The following is a 22069-nucleotide window of genomic DNA, read 5'->3' as shown; positions in this document are numbered from 1 at the left end:
GTGCGTGGTTCGCGATGGTCCGACGGCGCCACGCTGAGCCGTCCGCCATCACTCCTAGGTGACGAAAAGCTGGTCGGCAAGCATTTCGTCGAGGCTCTTCTCGAAAGCCTGCGCGATCTGGCCGAGATCCTCGACATCGTGTGCGGCGCTGATCAAGAAGCTGTGCATCTCAGGTAGGTAGACGTAGTGCTTGCGCATGTAGTACGCCAGCGCGATCGTGGCCTTGAAGTTGCTGCCCGCCATCCTCTCTCGGTAAAGGCCGGCGGGGCGGTGGCTGAAGTTCAGCGAGAAGATCGAGTGCTCGGCGTTGATCCGGCAGGCGATCCCCCGCGACTCCGTCGCCTCACGCATCAGCTGCGCGAGCAGCCGGGTGTTCTCTTCGAGCTGGGGGTAGATCTCGGGATGGCTGTCCAGGTGATTCAACACCGCGAGCCCTGCGGTGCAGGTAAGTGAATTGCCACTCAGGGTGCCGCCCGCGAACACCTTGTTCTCGTAGTCGTAGAACGGATCTTGCGAACTCTTGGCCATGTCGATCAGGTACTGCTTGCCGATTACCGCCCCGCACGGCAGACCGCCGCCGATTACCTTGCCGAGGCAGGTGAGATCGGGGTGGACATCGGCGAGCACTTGCGCGCCGCCGTAGGCCACCCGGAAACCGGAGACCACCTCGTCGAAGATCAAAGGGATGTCGAGCTCGGTGCACAGGGCACGCAGTTCCCGTAGGAATTCCACGTTCAGAGTGACGACGGAGGTCGGCATGGGCTCGAGGAGAACGCATGCCAGTTGGTCGGCCTCTGCGCGCAGCCGATCCAGGCCGGAGATGTCTCCGTACTGCAACACGACGGTGCCCGCGACCGTGGCAGGGTCGCTGCCGAGCGTGCCGGCCACCGGCTCCGGCCGATCCTTGGCACCGGAGAACCGGAACCACGAACTCACCATCGCCTGGTCGGAAAAGCCGTGATAGTGCCCTTCGAACTTGGCCACCCGGGTCCGCTGCCGGTAACCGCGCGCCATCCGAATGGCGAACAGAACCGATTCGGTGCCCGAATTGCACAGCACCGCCTTCTGGGCGGAAGGGAAGGCACCGACCAGCTTTTCGGCCAGCTCGAGCTCCGGTGTGTTGCCGATGCCGTTGACCAGTCCCTTGTCCAGCCCGCTTGCGATCGCGGCGTTGATCACCGGATGCGCGTAGCCGAGCAGGTGTGGCCCGTAGCCACCGGACAGGTCGAGAAATGTGTTCCCATCGCAATCGGTGACGCTGCCACCGGCAGCCTCAGCCACGAACACCGGAAAACTACTGGGGAAGAAATAGCGGTCGATGTGCGTCGGCGCGACGAGCGTCGCTTGCGCGCGATCGCGCATGGCCAGCGACGCGGGCATCTGCTCCTGGAATTCGGTCTCGAACCGCTGTTCCACCTCGGCGCTCATGTACGGCGAGTAGCGATCGGTGAATTTTCGTGCGTTCGACCAGATATCGATGCCCGGGTCGATCTGGGTCGCGAAACCCTCACCCGACAGGAAAACCAACTCCACCTTGGTGAACGTGGTCGTGTATTGCGAATCATAGCGGCGCAGTACTGAATTGACGTCGTTGAAGTAGGCGACAGTCGACCATCGGTTGTTGGAGATATCGAAATGCTGGCGCAACACCTGCACCATTTCTGCGTCGTATGCAGCGCGATACTCGGCCAGGGTCGGCGCGGCGACCACAAAGTGCCGAGTGAACCGCTCAACGGCGACACTCCATTCTTTGCGGCTGCAGGCGTAGTAAAACGAGGACAGGCCCCACTTCTCATCCTCGGTAAGCTCGGCGGTGACACCGTAGTCCACCAGGATCACCTCACCATCGGTGGTGAACATGACGTTGCCCGGATGCGGATCCCCGTGACAGATGCCGTGCATGTAAAGCATCGTGTAGATCGCGTCCTGCAACCGCTGTGCGAGGCGCTCGGGCGGAAATCCCACTGTGGCGGCGTCCTTGCCTGGAATGCCCGCCATGTACTCCATCACCAGCATTCGCTCGGTGACGAATTCGTCGAACACCGCGGGCACTTTCACGAACGGGTGCCCCGCGAAGTTCGCGTGGATACGTCGCTGTTGGGTAGCTTCGTGATTCATATCGGCCTGCGGCCGCAGCAACCTGGCTACTTCGTCGAATCGTGTAGGCATATCCAAGTACCGCACCGGCCAGGCCACAGCGTGGGCCACCCTCACCGCGCTGCGCAGCGAACGCAGGCTGCTCTGGATCTGAGCGGGCACCGAGTCCTTGACGAGCTTGACCGCGACCTTACGGCCGTCGATCAGTTCGGCGATGTGAACCTGGGCAACCGAGGCGCTGGCGATCGGGACCAGGTCGAACGAACGAAACCGCGATGCCAGTGGGGCGCCGATCTCACGCTCGACGGCCCGCCGGGTTCGGTCCTCGCTCATGTGCGGGGTGTCGTCCTGCAACACACGCAGGGTGTCTATCCAGGATTCGGGCAGCAGATCCGATCTGGTCGCCGCGATCTGGCCGATCTTGATGTAAATCGGACCCATCCGCAACAGGAAGTCGACGATCGCGTGAGCACGCCGCTCCTCCCGACTGTCCTGTCGATGCAGGCGCACCGAACCGATCGAGTACTCAGCAGCGCCGAGCGCGGCGTAGCCCACAGCCTTAGCGAGATGTCTGAACATGTGACTACCCGTTTCTGATGATCATCAGTAGACGAAAGAAAAAGCACCGAAAGACATTCCGGCACTGCCGACCCAACCGACCGCGCGTTCACCACGCTGCAGCGCACCGGTTGCGATCGCCGAGGCCATCGCTGTCGGCACTGACGCGGACACGAGGTTGCCGGTCGTGGGGTAGACGTGATGGATCGCCTCGCCGAGCCCGACGCTGTCTGCCATCATCTGCCAGTGCCGCTTGCTCGAGGCATGGGTGAACAGTGCGGACACCTTCTCGGGATCCACGTCGAGACTCCGGAAGACGCCTAGCGCTTCGACCATGCCGACCTCGTGCATCTCGGCCCCGAATGAGCTGAAGTACCCGACACCGTTGGCGGCCAGTTTGTCCGACGGTTCGCAGAAGCCCTCGTACCCCGGCAACGTCACGTTGCACAGCGGTGCCAGGTCAGGACGGGAGACGAACCGGAAATCCCAGGGCTCATCGTCATCGGCGCTCAGCACGGTCGCCGTCGCGGCCTCCCCCAGGGTGTAGGCCGGGAAGATCGAGGCGAGCGCTTCCTGGTTGGACAAGGTGAACAGGTGGGGGAACACCATCCCGCCCATCCGTAAACTGAACTCCGCGTTGACGATCACCGCGGTGCGGTAGCGGCCCGCCCGCATCAATGATTCCGCCACCTGCACGGCACGCGTCCAGCTCATGCAGGCGTCGATGATGTCGAAGCAGTCCGGCTCCCCCAACCCGAGTGCGGTGGCGCAGTGGTAGGCGCCACCGGGTTCGATGAATCCGCGCCCGATACCGGTGTAGATCAGCAGATCGACCTCACCGGCCTGCACCTCCGCCTGCTCCAACGCGGTTTTCGTGGCGTTTCGGAGCAGCTCGATCGGGCGCTCGCCGACGTCGAGCCAGCGCCGTTCGGCCGAGCCGGTGTAGCGAAGGAGGCCTTCGATCACGCGCAACGTTTCGTCGAGATTGCCTTCGAAACCGCCCGAGCTGTGTTCGGCGATCATGCGGAGGATGTCCGCGTTGGTCACCGTGCGCGACGGCAGGCCTGCCGCTACAGAACGAAGTCGCATCTCATATCCCCGCGGGCGCAGGACTCAGGACACGGGCGATGGCTGCCACCATGTCTTCAACGGTTCCCGTATCCCACATCAGTTCCGGGGAGAACCGTCTACCCGCCCAGGTCTCGAGCCTCTCGTGCAGATCGACATGGTCGATCGATCCGAGGCCGTGTTCAGCGAGCGATCGGCTCAGGTCCAGTGCGCACCTGTCGGCACCCGGGCGGTTATCCAGCCAGGTCCGCACTTGTTCGATCAAGCCGAGCCGCACGAGCTCGCTCATGTTCGGCACAACGGATGAATCCGAGGCAACGGGCTCTGTGGTGTCTTCTTTCATCGTGGTGCTCACGCCTTCCCAACGGTATATCTCGGATAGTTCGCCAGATCGAAAGTCGTTGCGGCACTGCTGTCGGCGCAGTTTTCCGCTGGTAGTGCGCGGGATCGTGCCGTGGGCGATCAGGACGACCGTCACCGGGGCGATGCCGTGCCGCAAGGCGACGAGCTCGGCCATCGCAGCGGCCAGCGACGCCGGTTCAGCCCCGCCTTCCGGCCGATACTCGGCCACGAGGACCAGGCTTTCCCTCCGGTCTTTCTCGATGCCGAAAGCTAAGACGCTGCCCGCACGTAGCGCGTCGTGACCGGCGAGGGTCCCCTCGATGTCCTCGAGGTAGTAGTTGACACCGTTGACGATCATCATGTTCTTCACGCGACCGCAGATGAACATCTCGCCCGCGTACACAAAACCGAGGTCGCCGGTCCGCAGCCAGAAGTTGTCCTCGCCACTGATCCGGGCACCGAAGGTTTCGTCGGTCTCATCCGGTCGCTGCCAGTAGCCGGCCGAAACAGCCGGCCCCGACACCCAGATCTCGCCGACCCGGCGGTCGGGCACACGTGATGCGGTCGCCGGGTCGACGATGGCGAGCTCGGTGGACAAGGCGGTGACGCCGAGACCGACCAGGTCTACGCCGTCCTCCGCCGTGGTCGGGTCGGCTTCGCCTAGCCCGAGCGCTTGTCGATCGAAGCGAACCGCAAGGCGCTGGCCGCGCACGTCGCCACACGTCACTTTGAGGGTCGCCTCGGCGAGGCCGTACCCGGGGGTCAGGGTGGTCCCGCCGAGCCCGCACGGTGCGAACGTGGCCTGGAAACGATCGAGCGCGGCTTTGTGCACAGGTTCGGCCCCATTGCTCAACACCCGCCAGCTACTGAGATCCAACGCGGCACGCTGATGCGGTGTTGTCTTGTCAACGCACAGGTCGAGCGCGAAATTCGGTGCGCCACTATGTGTTCCGTGATAAACGGTGATGGCGTCGAGCCAGCGGATCGGATTCTTGGCGAAGGTGGACGGAGCCATCAGCACCGCGCTGCACCCCACATAAACAGGCAGCAGAATCGCAGTCACCTGTCCGAAGTCATGGAAGTGCGGCAGCCACGACACGATGGTGTCGTCCTGCGCGACCTGCCAGCAATGGGCCATGTCTGCGCACTGGTGCAACGCCATGACGTGATCGATGATCACGCCCTTGGGCGTGGCCGTCGAACCAGAGGTGTATTGCAGGTAGGCGACGGTGGCGCCATCGACCGCCGTGGTCGCCGGGTGCGGATCATCGATGTCGCGCAGGGTGTCAGTGGCGATCCGCGGCAGGGCAGCCAACGCATGCTGAGTCCCGCTCGCGAATGACTGGTCGATGTCATACGTGGTCAACACCACGACTGCGGCACAATCCTGCGCGACTGCGGCGATCTGCTCGGTCCGGGTGCGCGTCGGCTCATACAGCGGCACAGCGATCACGCCGGCGTAGAGGCAGCCGAAGAACGCGGCGACATAGTCCAGTCCGGCCGGGTACAGCAACAGAACCCGGTCGCCGCGGGCGCAGCGTGTGGTGAGCGTGTGCGCGATCGCCCGCGCGCGCCGATCCAACCCGCGGTAGGTCAGTACGGCGGATTCCCGACCGTCCTCATCGAGGAAGGTATATGCCGTGCGATCACCGAATTGCTGAGCTCTCGCGCTGACGAGTTCGACCCAGTTTCGCGCGACGACAACGGAATCCATGGACAAGGTCTTCATGCCAGCCCCTACTTGACGGCCCAATCTTTATTCGACGAATCGAACACTCGCAGAATAGGGACCGTTATTGATAGTCGATTCGGACGAACTCCGGTCAAGCTACCCACGGAATCAACAGCGCGTCAACATTTTCCGAAATCCTGACGAGGATCGAGCTTCCCTGCGGCAACCGGGCACAGTACGTCAACCGTCGGTCAGCGGAATCGTCAGCGGCCGCATCGATAATGACACCATTCAGATACTGGAGAATTCGAAAATGCCGCTTCGCGAGTACTGCATGCTGGATCCTGCGCGGCCATTGTGTATTTCCCATATTGCCGACGGGCCGACTATTGCTGTCGTGTCGATAAATTTGTCGGCCCCGGCGCCCCACATGTCCGCTTCGGAGGCGGCCCAAGCGGCGGCGTTGCCGATTCCCAAGCGGCGCGCCCAGTGGCTGGCAGGACGGGTGGCAGCCAAGCATGCGGTCCAGGCTTACCGGCGGAAGCACTTCGGTCTCCTCGACGCCACCAGCACCATCGTGGTGCGGACCATCGACACCGGCCTACGCGCGGGCATGCCGGTAGTGGATTCACCTGTGGGGATCAGTATTTCGCACTCCGGCGGCCTTGCCGTCGCCGCGTGCACGTCCGATCCGGTCGGTATCGATCTGGAGCGCAACCGCACATTCTCGCCACTGTTGGAGGCCGAGTTAGGGACTGCGGAACCTGGGCCCTCGCGGCTCGACACGATGGGGACGCCACTGCGGTGGGTGTGCCGAGAGGCCGTACTCAAATACTTCGGGTTCGGCCTGCGTGTCGATCCCCGCGAGGTGCGACTGACCGGGTGGCAAGCCGACGGCGCGTTCCAGTGGACGGCGGGTTCGAACTTGCGGAGTGTGGCCGCCGCCGGCCGATGGCCACGACATGCATGGGCGGTCGAGTGTGCGGACTACTCCTTGGCATTGGTCTGGTAGAGCGGGAGACGAGCATGACAGTACGGAGTTCCCTTCGGCGGGAAGATATTTCGTTCAGCACAGCGCTGACGGCGGCTGCGGACATCGCGACCCGATCACCGTCCTCGCACAACAGTCAGCCGTGGGGATTGGCGTACGTGGTCAGCGACCTGGGCCGCCGCCGCGCTGCCGTATTGTGCGGCGACACTGAGACCGACGCCGAGTTCCTGCTGCTCGCTGCCGATCGTGTCCGTGAGCTAACAGCACTTCCCGCCCATCACGCGGAGATGGAGCTCAGCTGCGGGCTGTACTGGCGACTGCTGCTGCGGGCACTGGCCGCCCAGGGCTGGATCGTGCGCGCCGGTGTGATGGCGTCCGCCGCCGACCTCGGCGTGTTCGGGCTGCCCGCGGACTGGCGTCCGCTACGACTGGTCCGGCTCGAGCGCGCCAGCGAACAGACCGAGTCCCTCACGCGGCTCCGGGATCTCGCCGAGGCGCGACACACCGATCGTGGGCCTTACCTGGACAAGCCCATCCCCTCAGCCATCCTGAACACGCTGGTCCGGCGCAGCACGCCGAGTTCCCAGCGCTTTGATATCCGGGTTCTGTCGTCCGAGGACGATCGAACCCGGTTCGCACGCTTCATCGCCCGCCACGCCGGCCGGGACTTCACGCACCCCGCAGCATGGCGGGAAACACACTCATTCATCCGCCGTAGCGAAGCCGAGGCACAGGAACGCGGCGACGGCTTCACCTTCGAGCACCTGTTCGGCCCGCTCTCTCCACGCGAAACTCTGCTTCGCCGTATCGCGCTGGCGCCCATCACCATGCGGGCACTGCGTGCGACCGGGTTTCCGCGAATTCTCGCCGGGCAACTCGCCGCCCTCGTCCGGCATTCCCCAGCGGTGTTGATGCTGAGCCTGCCGGAAACAACCGCCGACGACGACGAGATGCTCGCCGCCGGGCAGCTGCTCACCGATTTCTGGCTGCTGGCCACCGACGTGGGTCTGGTCCTGCACCCGATCAGCGTCGTCATCCAGCACGCGGACCTATTGGCTCGGCTGCGGACCGATTTCTCGATGGCAGGACGGGTGTTTTTCGTTGCACGCCTTGGCTATTCGACGCAACAGTTCCCACCGTCGCCCCGACGGGATCCAGCCGCATCATTGCGTGCGCTCTGACCAGCACGCGCCCCCACTAGCGAGAGACAACGGATGAGACACCACAGCTGGGGTGCCCTGATGGCACACCACCGTCGCCTGGTAATCACAGCCTGGGTTGTGCTGCTGATCGCGTGCAGCGCAGTTCTACCGCTCCTGATGGGCCAGCTGAAGGCGCCGAACTACGGGGTGGACCAAGCCGCGTCGACGCAGGCGTCCGCGCTGGTCCAGCGGTACTTCGCCGGCATGGGCAACGAGCAGGACGTCATCGTGTTCGACAGCCCGGACGGCGGTATCGCCGATCCGGGCCGACGGGCGGTCGTCGACCGGGTGCTGGCGGCGGCGCGCGCCGAAACCGGTGTGGTCACCGTGATCGGCCCGTTCGATCCGATCGCGAAGAATCAGGTGTCCGGCGATGGACACGCGGCGCTGGCGCTGGTGGCCCTGGAGGGTGACGCCAGCTCGCTGCCCGCGCGCGCAGCCGCCTTGCAGCGGGCGGTCGCCGGCGCCACGGGGGCCGGAGTGACGGCGAATGTGACTGGCTTCTCGCCGATCACCAACGATCTCACCGCAGTCGAGACCGCGGCGACCACCGAGGCCGAATCGATCGGCTTGCCGCTCGCACTGGTGATCCTGGTGCTGGCCTTCGGCGCCGTCCTGGCCGCCGCGTTACCCCTGCTGCTCGCCATCGCCGGGCTCACCTTGACCTTCGGCGTGCTCTACCTGCTCAGCTACGCGCTGACATTCGACGCCTTCCTGATCACCATCGTCACCATGATCGGCACGGGAATCGGCATCGACTACGCGATGTTCATCGTCAGCCGGTTCCGCGAAGAACTGGCCCGGCGCCGGATCACCGGACCCGCCCCTGCGGCAATCGCGGAAGCCACTGGTGTCGCTGTCGCAACGTCCGGCCGCACCATCGCCTTCTCCGGTGTGGTGGTGGGCATTTCGGTGTGTTCGTTCTTCATCATGGACTCGCCGATTTTCCGGGAGGTCGGCACCGGCGTTCTCGTATCGGTGGTTTGCACCCTGATCGCGGCGCTGACGCTTTTGCCCGCGATCCTGGGCGTCCTCGGCCATCGAGTAAACAAGTGGCAATTGCCACTGCGGTGGCGTCCTGCCGATGCGCGTTCGGATTCCGCCGCCGCACATGGCCGGTGGGCACGATGGGCTCATCTGGTGATGCGCCGCCCCGTCCTGTTCGCGACGGCGGCAGGGTCCATCTTGCTGGTGGCCGCGATCCCGATCGGCAGCCTGCGCTACGGCATCGACCTCGGCACCGCGTCGTTGGGCGACCATCCGACGGCCAAGGCGCAGCTCGTTCTCGACCGTTCGTTCGACCCCGGCGCAGTGTCCCCGGTTCAGGTTGTCATCACGGGACCCAGCGACGGCGCGCTCGACGCCGGGGGCCAGCAGCAGGCCCAGCGCCTTGCGACAAACCTGGCCGGGGACCACCGCGTCGGTGACATCGAGACTTTGATCAACGACAATCGAATGCTGCTCAACGTGGTGCCGAAGGTGGCCATCGACTCCGGTGAAGCGATCGCACTGGTACGGCATATCCGTGACGACCTGGCCGCGGATATGCCGGGCACCCGGGTATTGGTCGGCGGGGCAACTGCGGGCTTCGTCGATCTGTCCGACGAGACCACACAGAAGCTGCCCTGGGTCGTCGCGCTGGTTCTCGGCATGTCACTGCTGTTCCTGCTGGTGATATTCCGAAGTGTCGCGCTGCCGATCAAAGCCGTCCTGATGAATCTGCTCGCGACCGCGGCGGCCACTGGTCTCACCGTCGCGGTCTTCCAATGGGGTTATGGCGCGGCGCTACTGGGCTTTACCAGCCCAGGGTTCTTGCAGGTCTATATCCCCATCACGGTGTTCGTGCTGTTGTTCGGATTGTCCATGGACTACGAGGTCTTCCTCATCCGACGCATTCAGGAAGCCTGGGAAGACGGGCACGACACCGACTCGGCCATCGCCGTCGGCATCGAGCACACCGCACGTCCGATCACCGCGGCGGCGGCGATCATGGTCGCGGTGTTCGGCAGCTTCCTCATCGCCCCGGTGCCCGAACTGAAACAGTTCGGTTTCTCGCTCGCGATCGCCATCGCCATCGATGCGACCCTGGTTCGGCTCGTGCTGGTACCCGCGCTGATCAAGCTGTTCGGTGACTGGAACTGGTGGTTGCCCGCAGGTTTGGACCGCGTGCTCCCCCGCGCTGGGCACCGGTCCCGGGATAATCAGGTAGCCGCGTAGCCGGGGTCCAGACGTAGCCCGGCGAACTCCTGCACTACCGTCGCCATCGTGTCGAAGGCGGCCACCAGTCCAGCGAAAGCCGACGTGCGCATATCGGCTTCGAAGTCGGGTTGACTGGTCACCTGGATGATCTCGAAATAGTGCCAGGGTTCGCCCGGGCGGTGGGCCGAGCGCTGCACACTGAAGGCACGCACGCTCGGCAGTCGTGGACAGGTGGTGTAATCGATTGTCCGCACCCATGATTCGAAGGTCGCAGGGTCGACTCCGGGATGAAGTTGGATGAGATGAACGATGACCTGCATGACCTGAATCCCCTCTCAGCGCCGCTGGGCGGGCCGGCGTCGGCCGAGCCCTAGTGCGCGCGCCACGTTGTTCTTCTGAATCTCGTTGGTGCCGGAAAAGATTCGCGATGGCAGTGCGTCACGGAGTAGCGTTTCGGCCTCCCCGTCGGCGATGCCGAGGCCGCCACGCACACCGATAGCGTCCAAACCCAGTTGCACCGCCGCTTCACTGACCGCGATCTTTGCCAGCGCCGGCCACACCAACTCTCCCGCGCCGCCCCGGGTCAAGTCCACGGCCGCCTTGAAAAGCAGCAACCGCGCGCACTCCAGGCGCATGACCATGTCGACGATGCGATGGCTCACCGCTTGGAACTCGCCGATGGGAGAACCGAATTGCATGCGCTCACCGGCGAATTCGATGGTGCTGTCGAGCACCCGCCGCATGGCGCCGAGATAGACGCCGAACAGGCAGGTGCGCTCCCACTTCATGGAATCGGAGAACACCGCGGCACCGGCCCCCTCGCCGCCGAGCACGCAATCCGCGGGCACGCGGACCTCGTCCAGGTGCACCTCGCCGGTCGGCGAGCCGCGCAGGCCGACCTTGTCATAGGCCGGGCCCGTGGTCAGCCCCGGCGTCCCAGCTTCGACGATGAAGGTGGTCAGCCCGAAGAATCCCCCACCGGGAGTGGTGACAGCCTGGACGATGAACACATCGGCGATGGGCGCGTTCGTGACGAATGCCTTGACGCCGTTGAGTAGATAACCCTCACCACGCCGCTCGGCGGTGGCGCGCATGGCGAAGATGTCGGAGCCTGCTTCTGGTTCGGTGATGGCATGCGCCGCGATCAATTCACCGGAACTCAACCGCGGCAGCCAGCGCGACCGCTGCTCGGGCGTGCCGAATTCGACGATCGGCATCAGACAGGCGAACAGGTGTGCTGCCACCGAGAAACCGAATCCGGTGTCGGCGGTCCCGACTCCGAGGGCTTCCATCAGCGCGACCGCCGACACGGCGTCCAGGCCGCTGCCGCCGAGCTCCTCGGGCACGGTCGCGCCGAGGATCCCCTGTCGGCCGGCGAGCTGCCAGCGCCGCCGGAAGTCTTGGGGCACAAAGGTTCCGGTACCCCCGAGGTCGCGGCGCGCGAAGGCTGTCAGCGCCGCGCACATGGTCTCGGTATCAGATGGGAGATCGAAGTTCATTGGGTCAGCGCTGCCCGTCTTCTTGGAGGAGAAGGTGATAGTTGATGCCGCCAGTGCCGAAGGAGCTCACACCCGCCCGCCGTGGCCTGTCCGGTTTCGACGGCCACGGTGTCGATGCGCGCGGCAACACTGCGGGGATGTCCCGTAGCGGCAACTCCGGATTGATCGTGGTCAGGTGGGCATTGTGTGGAAACATGCCCGCGCGCATGGCCTGTAGCGCGTGCAGCAATCCTGCGCCGCCCGCGGCCGCGAAAGTGTGCCCGACCAAAGCCTTCACTGAACCGATCACTAGCGGGCGAGCCCGCTGCGGTGCAGCAGCGTAAACACCTGCCGTGGCGGTGATTTCGACCCGATCTCCCACCCGGGTTCCGGTCCCGTGCGCCTCGAGATAGTCCACCGCGGCGGGCTCGTAGTCCACCTGAGCGAAGGCGGACCGCATGGCCCGGACCTGGCCGTCGACGTCGGGGGCGATCAGTGATTTCGCGTCGTTGGCGGCGCCGACGCCGCGGATAAGACCGAAGATCTCGTCACCGTCGCGGCGCGCGTCCGAGAGACGTTTGAGCAGGAACAGCGCGCAGCCGTCGCCGGGGCTGAATCCGTCGGCCTCGGTATCGAACGGGGTGATCCTGGTGTGCGACAACAGGCCGAGTGCCGAGCAGAGCACTAGATCGCGTGGTGTGCAGGCCAATTCGATTCCCCCGGTCAGGGCGAAATCGACTCGGCCCATTCGCAAGGCGCTGACCGAGAGGTCGATCGCCGCCAAAGCCGACGCACACGCGGCCTCGACAACCATAGGGACAGCGCTAAGCCGGTATTCGCTGGCGATGACCCCCGCCACTCCGCTAGCGAGCCAGCCGTCCAGATCTGCGGGCACGAGCGGCTCGCCCTCCGGGGCGTAGCTGCAGCGGGCGCGCTCAAGAATTCGGGTGCGCGCAGCCGCGGGCAAGTCCGCGAACGCTTCGACCTCGGCTGCGGCCGATTCGAGTTCGTGGAACGACCGCTCACCGGCCCGCTTACGCTCCGTCGCCAGGCACAGCGTGCTCCCGATCGCCACAACCCCGGAGCATTGGCGCAGCGCTGCAGTCCGCCCGTATCGGGCGAGGGTTTCGCCGGCCACCGACAGCGCGATGCGCTGCGCTGGGTCCATCGCCGCATAGCGGCGCGGTGGGATCCGCAGCGCGGCAGGTGGCCGATCCGGAATCCGTATGGCCGCACCGATCTCGGAATAGCAGTGGGTCAGCCTGATTTCGCCGGGAGCGAAGTACAGGTCGCGATCGAGCACGGATTCCGGTACCTTGCCGACACCGCCGCGACCGGAGCGGCTGTCAGCCCAGAAACTCTCCGCGTCGTCAGACCCGGCGAAGGCCCCGCCGAACCCGACGATCGCGATCGGTTCGTCGCTCGCCGCCGACTGGAGGCGCACGGTGGTCCCGGCTCTGGGTGTGGCGCGGCCTTCGAGCAATAGATAGCTGAGCATGCCGCCCAAGCTGGATCCACACACCGCCGCGTATCTGGATCCGGATTCCGGTTCGGCAGGCCAGCTTTCGTGGCTGGATATGATACCTGAATGGCTGCCGACGGGCTGGAGCGGGATTGTGCGGTGATGCAGCGCCAGAGCGGCCGTGGTGACACCGGCAAGTCCCGCATTCGCAAAAGTGTGTCCAAGTCGCTCTATGGCACTACCGAAGATTACTGTGGCCGCCGACGCATCACCGAGCAGCTGACCGAACCCCTTGACATCGGCCGCGCTGACGGCCGCGATCCCCGGTCCCACATTTTCGACATAGCGAACCGCCGCTGGGTCGACCGCGGTGTCCAGGTGGCACTGCTGGGCGAGGAGAAACCGTTCCTCTGGCGTCGTCGAGTAACGGAAGGCGCCACGGTGAGGTTCATGGCGAAGGACGCAGTCGAGAATCGAGGCATAGACGCGGTCGCCGTCCGCCACGGCGGTCGACTGGCGTTTGAGCAGGAGCGCACCGACACCGTCCGAGAGCGTGAAACTCCCATCGTGGCCTGTACTGAGACCTTTTGCGGCCAACGCTTCTTCGACGAGCGAACCTTCCCGGCGCTGACCAGTCACCACCAGCACCGCATCAGCGGCCCCCGCGCGCAAATTCGTGATCGCGGCGTACATCGCCACGAACGAGGACGCATCGGCAGATTCCAGTGCGATCGTGCGGCCGAGCAGCTGGAAGGTCGCCGCGATACGCGCCGGGATCGTGCTCGCCATCTCGCCCACCCGATCGTGGCGCGAGGCACCCAGGCGATAAGCAAGGCCGGCGCGCAGCTCTCCGCTCAACCGACCGGCGACGCGACGGACCCGATCATCCTGATCGGCCGCCGCGGCGCGCTCGAGTTCCCGGGCGTAGCGGGCACCGTCGATGCGTAGTGCGTTCGCGTACTGGCGGTCGAGCCCGAAACAGGTGCCCACAATGACATCTGTGCGTTCGCTCGGCAGCGGACGGTCCGGATATCCAGCATCGGCGAGGCACTGCCCAGCAGCCTCGAGCATGAGAATCTGCATCCTGCTCATCGAACCGCGCTGCACCGGCGGGATCCGGAACGCGCTGACATCGATGTCCAGTTCGTCCAGACTCGAAGGCGGGGCGGCCGGTTCGTCGGTAGCGAGCAGCCGCCAGAACTGCTCGATGCCACGAGCCGCCGGGTAGAGACCCGCCATCCCGACGATAGCTATGGGCTCATTACGCATAGCCGTCTCACTCCTCGATGATCTCGACGACACCGCGGTCGCCATCGACCATGATCAGGTCGCCGGTTCTGATCACGGCGGTCGCATGGTGGGTATTGACGACCGATGGCAGCCCGAATTCGCGTGCCACGATCGCGGAGTGCGACAGCATCGAACCGATATCGGTGACGATGCCGCCCGCGATTGCGAACAGCGGAGTCCACGACGAGTCGGTATAGCGCGTCACCAGGATCTCTCCGGCCTCGAATTCGTCAGCCTGCCAGGCCAGATCTTGTACGACGCGGGCACGCCCGACAGCGGTGCCGGGGCTGGTGCCGAGCCCTTCGAGGCGTAGGCCGTCCGGGATCGGCGATCCAGGACGGGTGGGATCCCATTCGCCAACGAAGCTCATCGGCGGCGCGGGCAAGCGGGCATAGTTCTGGAAAGTGCGCCGGGCTTCGTCGATCGCTGTGCGAGGAAATATCTCGTGGGGATCGTCCCCGCTCGCCAGGTAGCGCAGTACATCGGAGAAGTTGAGGTAGGCCACCTCGTCGAGCGAGCGCAACACCCCCGCCGCGACCAATCGAGCGCCCACCTCGTAGACGATCTCGCGCACCAGCCACACCGACGTGATCATCGACATCCGGGCGACCTCGCGCAGGGAGCTGCACTTCTCGTACAGCGCGATCACCGATTTCAGCGCCCGGCGTTTGATCGGCGGCAGCCTTCGGATGGCTCCGGCTGCCTCGTCAGTGCGGGAGCCGGAGGCGGATTCGATGGCGTCATCGAAGGAGAATCCATCCTCGGCATAGCGGCGAATCATCTTGATCACGTAGGACAAATCATCGATCCAGCGCGGATGGGTGAGTTCCATCTCCTGCTGCGCCCGCACACCGTTCTCCCGCAGGAACGGCTCCATATGCGTCTTCCAGAACACCCGGCCCGCCTGGTCGGCACGCAACCGTTGAGCGACATCGCCGGCTGAACCCGAGGTGATGATCCGAAGCACCCGGGGGCGCTTGCGCACCAGCTGGGCGAGCTCCCACACTTCACGCGCGGACGCGACGGTGCGCAAGTTCGACATGTCGGTCTTCAAGCGGTTCTGCAGACGCTCCCCCGCCGCGCCGAGCCATGTGCCGCACATCGTCTCGAGCACGCCGTAGAGGGTGAAGGCGTTGATGAAGTACGGCATGTAGCCGACGTGCATGTCGTGGAAGAACCTCAGGCGGTGCTGCATTTCGGCGTGCAATGTGTGGCGGTCGAGCGCTGTCAGGTCGATGGCACGGGCTCGGTTGAACTCGACGATGCGCGCGTCGGCCATCCGGCGCGCGCGTTTGCGCATGTCGCGCAGCTCGGCGACGGTCGCCCTGCCCCAAAAGGCGGTCGACATGGCCATGCGGACAACGGAGCCATAGTTGCCGAAGGGATTTCGATACGCGGCCTGGTCGACATCCTCGCTCGCGAAGCGCGCGGTAATGCGCTTCTCATCCTTGGTCCCGATGCTCTGGCTGAGCAGGTAGCTGGTGTAGGAGACATTCAAGTACACATAACCTTGGAGGTACCCCATCTGCCCGGCGATGTCGCCGGTATCACGCACACCCGTAGCCCGCACACAATCACTGTGCACGTTGTGTTGATAATACTCGGAGAACGAAAGGCCCAGTGGTGTCATGACACCGGTGAAGATCTCACCGATATCCATCCTCGACCACAGAGTGCCCTGCCGCACAGCGTCGAGCTGCTGCTCCCGGTAAGGACTGCGGCACAAGGGCTTCGGCGGCTCAACGGTGATGGGCCGAGTCTGCAGCAGATACAGCGCGCCGCCCTGCACCGCCCATTCGATGTCCTGCTCTGCGCCGTACTGCTCGCGTACCCGCACCGCAAGTGCGGCGAGTCCGGCCAGTTGCTCGTGCGACAGGCAAGCAACGCCGCGCAGTTCCTCGGGGACTCTGACCAGCTCCACGATGCCCGGCGCCACTGACACAGTCTTGGTGACCTTGTATCGGACGCTCTGGTCGGTCACACGCCCTCCGGCCGGATCAACCGTAAACGAGTCCGCGCTCACCCGTCCCGAGACAAGTCCTTCTCCGAGTCCCCACACTGCGTCCACCACAAAGCGGTCGGTGCGCCCACTGATCGGATCCCGGGTGAACAGCACACCCGCGGCCTCGGCCTGAACCATCTGCTGGATCACCACAGCGATCGAACCGGCAGCGTCGGCACCGCGGTAGGCGGCCACACGGTCAGACCACAGCGACGCCCAGCACGCTTTGACCGCCTCGAGAACCGCCGTGGCGCCGGAGATATCCAGCACGGTGTCGTATTGCCCGGCGAAGGATTGCGCGGCCGAATCCTCGCGGCAAGCCGAGGATCGCACCGCGACGCGCGGTGCGCCCAGTGCCGTGTAGGCATCGAGGATGGCTTCCCTGATTTCGGCGGGAATCTCGGCGGCCAGCAGACGAGCTCTGATGGCTTCGGGCGCGCCTGCCAACGCTCGGTCATCGAGACCGATCTCGCTCCGGAAGCGATCGAACAATTCCGTGGTGAGGCAAAAAGCCGGCGGCACCGGCAGCCCGGTCCGGATCATCTCGTCGAGGCGAGCTCCTTTGCCGCCCAACGATTGCGGGGATACCAGCCCCGGTTCGCCGAGGACGATAATCAAGTCACGCGCGGTCTGGCGGGTGGCAGTCATGACAGGAGCTCCTCGGTGTCAGTCTGCGATGACGGATTACGTCCGGCGAACGAGCAGAACTGCTCGCCGGGGATCAGGCGGCGCACCTCGACATCGGCGAAACCTGCGGCTGTCAGCTGCTGGGCCAGCTCGGTGGCAGCGGGCAGCGGGCCGCCGAAGTCGGCGAACTCGAACCACAGGCCGAGCACTTCGGTGCTGAGATTTCCACCCCTGCACGCGGTGGTGAGCAGAAGTCGCCCGCCGGGTTTCAGCAGCAATCGCACGCACTCGAGCAGCTTTGTGCGCTCCTCGACGGCGAAGTAGTAGATGTTGTTGTGCATCGTGACGATGTCGAACAGTTCAGACGAGGCGAACTCGCGCACATCCGAGCACTTGACCTCGACGCGATCCGCCAAGCCCCACAGCGCCAGATTGGCGGCGGCCTCTGCGGCGACCTCGGCCTGATAATCGATGGCGACGGCGGTCAGACCGGGATTGAGCGATGCCGCGTGGCGCACGTACACCCCGCTGCCGCAACCGATTTCCAGCAGGCGTACCGGCCCGGTTGGAGCCAGCACGCCTTCGACCGCTTCCTCGAGGAACGGCTGCACGATCCGGCTGGACCGGGCGATGATCGAGCCGTCCTGATCCGACATCGTCAACCTGGCGCCGCTACGCACCATGGCGGGCCCGTTCAGCAGGACCGGAAGATGAAAGCGCACCAGCTCTTCCAGCGCGGCGGCGACCGCGTCGTTGCGGGGCCGCGCCAGCGCTTTGGCTCGGCGGCTGGACAGCCGATAGCGGCCCTCAGAGATCCCGAGCTCGCCGAGCCGCACACCAAGATCGAGCCACGCGCCCAACAGCCGGCGATCACCCACAATCCCGATTGCGTCGGCGATGGCATCGAGGTCCCGCGGGGCGCCGGAGAGTTCTTGCAGCACACCCTGGTCCAGCGCCGCGACGAGAAAACTCGCACGGTACAGCGGAGTAGCGAAGCTCCTTGCCAGCGACAACAGCAGCGGCAGGCTGCCCGCGGCATGTGCTTTGGTCAGCGTGGAGAGTTTCATGGTTGCATCCTTCGGCGATTGCGGGCCGGGGCCGTCGATCCGGGGGCGGGCGTATAGCGGGTGAGGTCGTCCCGCAGCTCGCGGAGCAAGCTGAAGCGGTGCGGGCCGACAAGATAGAAGTGGCCGCCGGGGAAGTGGCCCCGACGCATCGAGCCGGTGGTGTACCGGCGCCACTGGCTGGCCTGCTCCGGCCCGGCGAGACGGTCACCCGCGGCGGAGAACACGGTCAACGGACATTCCAGCGGCGGCCGGGGTTGTGGGCGATAGGTCTCGCAAGCACGCAGGTCCGCGCGCAGGGTGGGGAGCCGACGGTCGAACTGTGATCTCGCACCGGAACCGAGTAGTCCACCCAGCTCCCGAACCCAGGCCAGGAGCTCGTCATCGGACAGTTCTGCGCCGAGTGGGGTCCCGTACAGGTGAGGAGCACGACTGCCGGAAACGAAAAAGTGTGTGGGGTCAGGCGCGTCGAGCTCGCGTAGGACACATGCCAACTCGTAGGCCAGCAGCGCGCCCATGCTGTGACCGAACACCGCGTAGCGGTCGAGTAGCCCCTGATCGATCAGCGCCGCTGCGGCCTCGCGCGCCAGTGCCCGGATATCGGTCGAGGCAGGCTCCCACAGGCGAAGCCCGCGCCCGGGTAGCAACATCGGAACGATATGAACATCCGGGCCCAGATGGTCCGGCCAGTCCCGGAAGACCGACGGTGCGCCACCCGCGTGGGCGAAGCACACCAGCCGGATAGTGGCCTGACGGGCACCGGCACCAGCACCGGGGAACCAAAGACCATTCGGGTCCGGTGCCGGCTGTTGCGTATGGAGCTCCAATGGCACCGTCGGCATGGCTTTGCTCACCCGGCGAGGCGCCTGTAGTCGATCTTGCCATTGGCATTGCGCGGCAAGGTTTCGACGCGAATCGCTTTGCGCGGCAGCATGTAGCGAGGGAGGTATTCGGCGCAATGACGTTTCAAGTCGAGGAGTGTCAGCTCCGGCGCACCGGGGCGGACCGTGTAGAAGGCCGCCAGCTGCCCAGCCGAGCCTTCTCCGGCGACGATCACCACTGCCTCGTCGATCGAGGAGTGTCGCACGATCACCGATTCGATCTCGCCGAGCTCGGTGCGGTACCCGGACAGTTTCACCATCCGGTCCTTGCGGCCGTGATAGATGAGGTGGCCGTCGACCCAACTCACCAGATCACCGGTCGGGTGGCGGCGCTGCCGATGCTGCTCGGCCATCGGCTCTCGCTCGCGTCGCCAATACCCGGGCGTGACGCAGTCGCCCTCGACCACCAACTCCCCGACGCCGGGGCCGTCGATCGGCAGCCCGTGATCGTCGACGACCAGCAATTTGGCACCGCCGACAGGTAGACCGAGCGGTAACGGCTCCGCACGGTCGAGATCATGCGCCGTCACCCGGTGGTAGGTGCACACATTCGTCTCGGTGGGGCCGTACAGGTTGTAGAGCTGGGTCCGCTCGGGCAGCTGCGCCGCGAGCTCGAGCAGCCGCGGTTTGGGATACACCTCGCCGGCGAAGAGCACATAGCGCAGGCCGCGAACGATGTCGGGGGTCAGCGCACCGCATGCGGTCAGCAAAGTCAGGATCGACGGCACCGAGTACCACACGGTGACGCCGTGTTCACGGATACCGGCGGCCAGCGCCGCTGGATCGCGGGCCAGCCCATCATCGATGATCCACATCGCTGCGCCGACCGATATCGCGACGAACAGGTCGAACGTGCTGAGGTCGAAGTTGAACGAAGCGTGGTTAGCGAAGACATCCGTGTCGCCCACATCCAGCTCGTCACAAGCCCAGTCGATGAACGCGCCGAGATTGCTATGTGAGATCTGCACGCCCTTCGGCATACCGGTCGACCCGGAGGTGTAAAGAATCGCGGCCAGGCTGGACGGCGTCACCGCCATGCGCGGCACCTGGCCCGACCCGGCGCCGGCGATGAAGTCAGACCACGGGACCATCCGGACCTTTGCGGAAATGCCACTGATTCGGCCGACGACCACTACCGCGCGGACCGAGGCCGGCAGGTCCAGGTGCACGATCTGATACAAATGCCGCTCGTCGGTGACGAGCAGGATCGGATCGGTATCCGCAACAATCGTTGTCACCCGGCTCGCCGGGTGCGCGCCGTCGACGGCTACATACGCACAACCGCGGTGTAGCGCCCCCAGCATCGCCTGGACATACTCTGGGCGTTTGTCCATCCAGATAACCACCCGATCACCCAGCGCAGCACCCAGTTCTCCGAGGCGGTGCGCAACGGCGTGCACCGCGGTGGCGAGCTCACCGTAGGTGAGCGTGGTCCGCCCGAGCAGCGCCGGACGGGCCGCGTGCTCGTCGGAGGTGATGTCCGGCAGGCAGATGACCCGGTCGCTCACTGCAGTACCCCGGTTTCCCGGCCCGCGTCGATGAAGATCTGGGCGGCCAGCGCCAAGTCCTCGGGCGTGTGCTCGGAGGTCACACTGACCCGCAGCCGCGCCTCACCGAGCGGGACACCGGGGAAAACTACTGTCTGGCAGAACAATCCACGCGCACGCACGGCCCGACCCATCTCCATGGCCTTGCGCTCGTCTCCGACAACGATCGGCAGGACCGCGCTCTGGGTGCGCTCCAGGTCGAAACCGGCAATGTTGAGGTAGCCGCTGAGACTGCGAATATTGTTCCACAGCAGGGTGATTCGCTCAGGTTCGCGCTCCATCACGTCGATTGCGGCGATCAGCCCCGCCACCACACCGGCCGGAATGGTTGCGGCGAACACATACGAGTTGGAGTAGAAGCGCAGGTAGTCGATCACTTCTTCGTCACCGACGACGAAACCACCCATACCTGCCAGGGTCTTGCTCATGGTGCCGAGTTCCAAATCGACCTCGCCCTTCAGACCGAAGTGCTCGGCGGTGCCGGTCCCCCTGACGCCGAGGACCCCGGTGGCGTGCGCGTCGTCGACCAGCACCCGCGCGCCGTACTGTCGGGCCAACTGCACGATCTGCGGCAGTTCGCAGATATCGCCGTGCATGCTGAACACGCCGTCGGTGGCGATCAGCATGCCCCGAGCCTGCTCGGCGCACCGATCCAGGACGCTCTCGAGGTGCGCCATGTCATTGTGGCGGTAGATCCGGCGCAGCCCACCGGACAGTTTCCAGCCGTCGACGATGCTCATGTGGTTGAGCTTGTCCACGATGACCGCGTCGTTTGGCCCAACCAGCGCGGAGATCGCACCCAAGTTGGCGGCATAGCCGCCCGGATACACGATGGCGGCCTCGCGCCCCTTGAAGGCGGCGAGCCTGCGCTCCAGTTCCTTGTGTAGGTGGTTGGTTCCACCGATGATGCGACATCCGGTATTGGTGGCACCGAATTCCCGGGTGGCGGCGCAGATCGCATCGATAACCTCCGGATGGTTAGCCAGGCCGAGATAGTTGTTCGAGCCGAACATCAGGAATTCGCGAGTGCGACCGGAGATTTCGTCGTGGATCCGGGCCCGGTTGGTGCACCGCGACCGCAGCGGCATGCCGTACCAGTACAAGTGCTCGGCTTCGCGATCACGGCGATGCGCTGCGAACTCCGATGCCTTGGCGAACAGATCGGGTTTATCGCTGACCAGGAAGTCGCGCATCGAGCGGCCGTCCCAGGTGGTGACCCCGGCAGGCCCGAGCGGATCCAGCTCGCCGATCGCCAGTTCCGGCTCCTGCTCTGACATTTCCTCAGCGACCGCGGCGGGCTCCGCCGGCACAACGCCGTTGGCCACACCTTCGTCGTGAGCTTCCAGTTCCTCGATCAGCGCGTTCAGCGTCGTCACCGTGATATCGGAGGTGAGATTGGCGGGCAGTCCCAATTGCTTCGCCGCGTCCCCGATGATCGCGATGAGCACAACCGAGTCGATACCCAGCTCCCCCTCGAGATCAGCCGTTGGATCGAGTTGGTCGCGCCGGTAATGCGTGTGCCGCATAGCCATCGCGATGACCACCTCGGCCACCGTTTCCACCGGCGCTGTCGTCTCAGCCATCGAATG

At 65.1% G+C, this 22069-nt stretch carries 14 protein-coding genes and 1 pseudogene; 3 read left to right on the top strand and 12 right to left on the bottom strand.

The genetic code is table 11. From position 1 onward, the window contains the following. Positions 1–54: 54 nt before the first annotated feature. The 3 genes from ASD42_RS30565 to ASD42_RS30555 are packed head-to-tail and all read right to left on the bottom strand — an operon-like array spanning position 55 to position 5794. On the bottom strand, positions 55–2676 hold the full coding sequence (locus ASD42_RS30565; RefSeq protein ID WP_056823205.1) for an aminotransferase class III-fold pyridoxal phosphate-dependent enzyme: 2622 nt from the start codon (positions 2674–2676) through the stop codon (positions 55–57). Positions 2677–2700: 24 nt separating this feature from the next. After that, positions 2701–3744 (bottom strand): 3-oxoacyl-[acyl-carrier-protein] synthase III C-terminal domain-containing protein, encoded by a 1044-nt coding sequence (locus ASD42_RS30560; protein WP_056823204.1) that lies wholly within the window; start codon positions 3742–3744, stop codon positions 2701–2703. A gap of 1 nt (position 3745) precedes the next feature. Continuing rightward, positions 3746–5794 carry an AMP-binding protein gene (locus ASD42_RS30555; protein WP_056823202.1) on the bottom strand — a complete coding sequence of 683 codons (2049 nt, stop codon included), beginning with the start codon at positions 5792–5794 and terminating at the stop codon, positions 3746–3748. Between the two features lie 67 nt (positions 5795–5861). Here ASD42_RS30555 and ASD42_RS30550 point away from each other — a divergent pair, with 67 nt between their 5' ends. The 3 genes from ASD42_RS30550 to ASD42_RS30540 all read left to right on the top strand — a co-directional run bounded on the left by ASD42_RS30550 (position 5862) and on the right by ASD42_RS30540 (position 10147). Further along, positions 5862–6749: a 4'-phosphopantetheinyl transferase family protein gene (locus ASD42_RS30550; RefSeq protein ID WP_200950543.1), complete on the top strand. Its 888-nt coding sequence runs from the start codon at positions 5862–5864 to the stop codon at positions 6747–6749. Between the two features lie 14 nt (positions 6750–6763). Beyond that, on the top strand, positions 6764–7909 hold the full coding sequence (locus ASD42_RS30545) for a nitroreductase family protein (protein ID WP_063893771.1): 1146 nt from the start codon (positions 6764–6766) through the stop codon (positions 7907–7909). A 138-nt stretch (positions 7910–8047) separates the two neighbouring features. Continuing rightward, positions 8048–10147 (top strand): MMPL family transporter, encoded by a 2100-nt coding sequence (locus ASD42_RS30540; RefSeq protein ID WP_056823329.1) that lies wholly within the window; start codon positions 8048–8050, stop codon positions 10145–10147. Here ASD42_RS30540 and ASD42_RS30535 read toward each other — a convergent pair. The 9 genes and pseudogenes from ASD42_RS30535 to ASD42_RS30500 form a co-directional block, all read right to left on the bottom strand. Beyond that, entirely contained in the window at positions 10132–10449 is a 318-nt protein-coding gene (locus ASD42_RS30535) for a RedY protein (protein WP_056823195.1), read from the bottom strand. The genes ASD42_RS30540 and ASD42_RS30535 overlap by 16 nt on opposite strands. Positions 10450–10464: 15 nt before the next feature. After that, positions 10465–11628 (bottom strand): L-prolyl-[peptidyl-carrier protein] dehydrogenase, encoded by a 1164-nt coding sequence (gene redW, locus ASD42_RS30530; protein WP_056823194.1) that lies wholly within the window; start codon positions 11626–11628, stop codon positions 10465–10467. A gap of 4 nt (positions 11629–11632) precedes the next feature. Then, a complete protein-coding gene (locus ASD42_RS35525) occupies positions 11633–13105 on the bottom strand; it encodes a beta-ketoacyl [acyl carrier protein] synthase domain-containing protein (protein ID WP_235569892.1) in 1473 nt (490 codons plus the stop codon). A 171-nt stretch (positions 13106–13276) separates the two neighbouring features. Next, positions 13277–14152 (bottom strand): annotated as a pseudogene (locus ASD42_RS35915) (beta-ketoacyl synthase N-terminal-like domain-containing protein); the annotation flags it as partial. 193 nt (positions 14153–14345) lie between these two features. Further along, positions 14346–17009 (bottom strand): PEP/pyruvate-binding domain-containing protein, encoded by a 2664-nt coding sequence (locus tag ASD42_RS30520; protein WP_056823188.1) that lies wholly within the window; start codon positions 17007–17009, stop codon positions 14346–14348. Then, a complete protein-coding gene (locus ASD42_RS30515; protein ID WP_056823186.1) occupies positions 17006–18055 on the bottom strand; it encodes an SAM-dependent methyltransferase in 1050 nt (349 codons plus the stop codon). Before ASD42_RS30515 ends, ASD42_RS30520 begins: the two co-directional genes overlap by 4 nt. Continuing rightward, the gene (locus ASD42_RS30510; RefSeq protein ID WP_063893780.1) at positions 18052–18894 is read right to left on the bottom strand and encodes a thioesterase II family protein; all 843 of its coding nucleotides are present in this window, start codon (positions 18892–18894) and stop codon (positions 18052–18054) included. The genes ASD42_RS30515 and ASD42_RS30510 overlap by 4 nt, the downstream gene beginning before the upstream one ends. Positions 18895–18902: 8 nt before the next feature. After that, on the bottom strand, positions 18903–20441 hold the full coding sequence (locus ASD42_RS30505) for an amino acid adenylation domain-containing protein (RefSeq protein WP_056823184.1): 1539 nt from the start codon (positions 20439–20441) through the stop codon (positions 18903–18905). Beyond that, positions 20438–22063 (bottom strand): aminotransferase class I/II-fold pyridoxal phosphate-dependent enzyme, encoded by a 1626-nt coding sequence (locus ASD42_RS30500; RefSeq protein WP_084787371.1) that lies wholly within the window; start codon positions 22061–22063, stop codon positions 20438–20440. Before ASD42_RS30500 ends, ASD42_RS30505 begins: the two co-directional genes overlap by 4 nt. Positions 22064–22069: the final 6 nt, after the last annotated feature.

This window comes from Nocardia sp. Root136, from assembly GCF_001427185.1.
In the GTDB taxonomy this organism is placed as follows: Bacteria; Actinomycetota; Actinomycetes; order Mycobacteriales; family Mycobacteriaceae; genus Nocardia; species Nocardia salmonicida.
The sequence above is the reverse complement of the archived record's forward strand: the minus strand, read 5'-3'. Positions and strand labels throughout refer to the sequence as shown.

What these genes read in the sequence shown, in the direction of transcription:
- ASD42_RS30565 (WP_056823205.1), bottom strand. Translation starts at nt 2,676, where the DNA reads ATGTTCAGACATCTCGCTAAGGCTGTGGGCTACGCCGCGCTCGGCGCT.
- ASD42_RS30560 (WP_056823204.1), bottom strand. Translation starts at nt 3,744, where the DNA reads ATGCGACTTCGTTCTGTAGCGGCAGGCCTGCCGTCGCGCACGGTGACC.
- ASD42_RS30555 (WP_056823202.1), bottom strand. Translation starts at nt 5,794, where the DNA reads ATGAAGACCTTGTCCATGGATTCCGTTGTCGTCGCGCGAAACTGGGTC.
- ASD42_RS30545 (WP_063893771.1), top strand. Translation starts at nt 6,764, where the DNA reads ATGACAGTACGGAGTTCCCTTCGGCGGGAAGATATTTCGTTCAGCACA.
- ASD42_RS30540 (WP_056823329.1), top strand. Translation starts at nt 8,048, where the DNA reads ATGGGCCAGCTGAAGGCGCCGAACTACGGGGTGGACCAAGCCGCGTCG.
- ASD42_RS30535 (WP_056823195.1), bottom strand. Translation starts at nt 10,449, where the DNA reads ATGCAGGTCATCGTTCATCTCATCCAACTTCATCCCGGAGTCGACCCT.
- redW (WP_056823194.1), bottom strand. Translation starts at nt 11,628, where the DNA reads ATGAACTTCGATCTCCCATCTGATACCGAGACCATGTGCGCGGCGCTG.
- ASD42_RS35525 (WP_235569892.1), bottom strand. Translation starts at nt 13,105, where the DNA reads ATGCTCAGCTATCTATTGCTCGAAGGCCGCGCCACACCCAGAGCCGGG.
- ASD42_RS30520 (WP_056823188.1), bottom strand. Translation starts at nt 17,009, where the DNA reads ATGACTGCCACCCGCCAGACCGCGCGTGACTTGATTATCGTCCTCGGC.
- ASD42_RS30515 (WP_056823186.1), bottom strand. Translation starts at nt 18,055, where the DNA reads ATGAAACTCTCCACGCTGACCAAAGCACATGCCGCGGGCAGCCTGCCG.
- ASD42_RS30510 (WP_063893780.1), bottom strand. Translation starts at nt 18,894, where the DNA reads ATGCCGACGGTGCCATTGGAGCTCCATACGCAACAGCCGGCACCGGAC.
- ASD42_RS30500 (WP_084787371.1), bottom strand. Translation starts at nt 22,063, where the DNA reads ATGGCTGAGACGACAGCGCCGGTGGAAACGGTGGCCGAGGTGGTCATC.